This is a genomic window from Paenibacillus sp. 01T422 (assembly GCF_056398785.1).
In genome coordinates, this window is the sequence record NZ_JBFTQB010001686.1 from 1 (window position 1) to 417 (window position 417).

The 417-nt window shown below is 47.7% G+C and carries 1 protein-coding gene; it reads left to right on the plus strand.

What is annotated here, in order from left to right:
• Positions 1 to 142: 142 nt before the first annotated feature.
• A partial coding sequence (locus AC1DUA_RS40775; RefSeq protein ID WP_477505032.1) for a ribulose-phosphate 3-epimerase occupies positions 143 to 417 on the plus strand: 275 nt, incomplete at its 3' end.

Consider the following 417-nt stretch of genomic DNA (forward strand, 5'->3'; position numbering starts at 1 on the left):
TAGGGGCTGTCTGCATCTGCATGAGCCGGATTGCAAGGTTCGTGATGCGGTGGCCGAAGGAACGATTGCCGCTTCGCGTTATGATCATTACTTGTTATTTTTAGGGGAAATCAAGGATCGGAAGAGGAGGTATTAGGAACGAATGGTACATGTAGCACCTTCTATTTTATCAGCGAACTTCGCAAGACTTGGTGAAGAGATTAAAGACGCCGAGCTTGGCGGAGCAGATTGGATCCATGTGGATGTCATGGATGGCCATTTCGTGCCCAATATTACGATTGGACCACTTGTTGTTGAAGCCATACGTCCGGTGACGAAGTTGCCGCTGGATGTCCATTTAATGATAGAGGAGCCTGATCGCTATATTCCTGACTTTATTAAAGCAGGCGCAGACCTCATCTCTGTTCATGTAGAGGC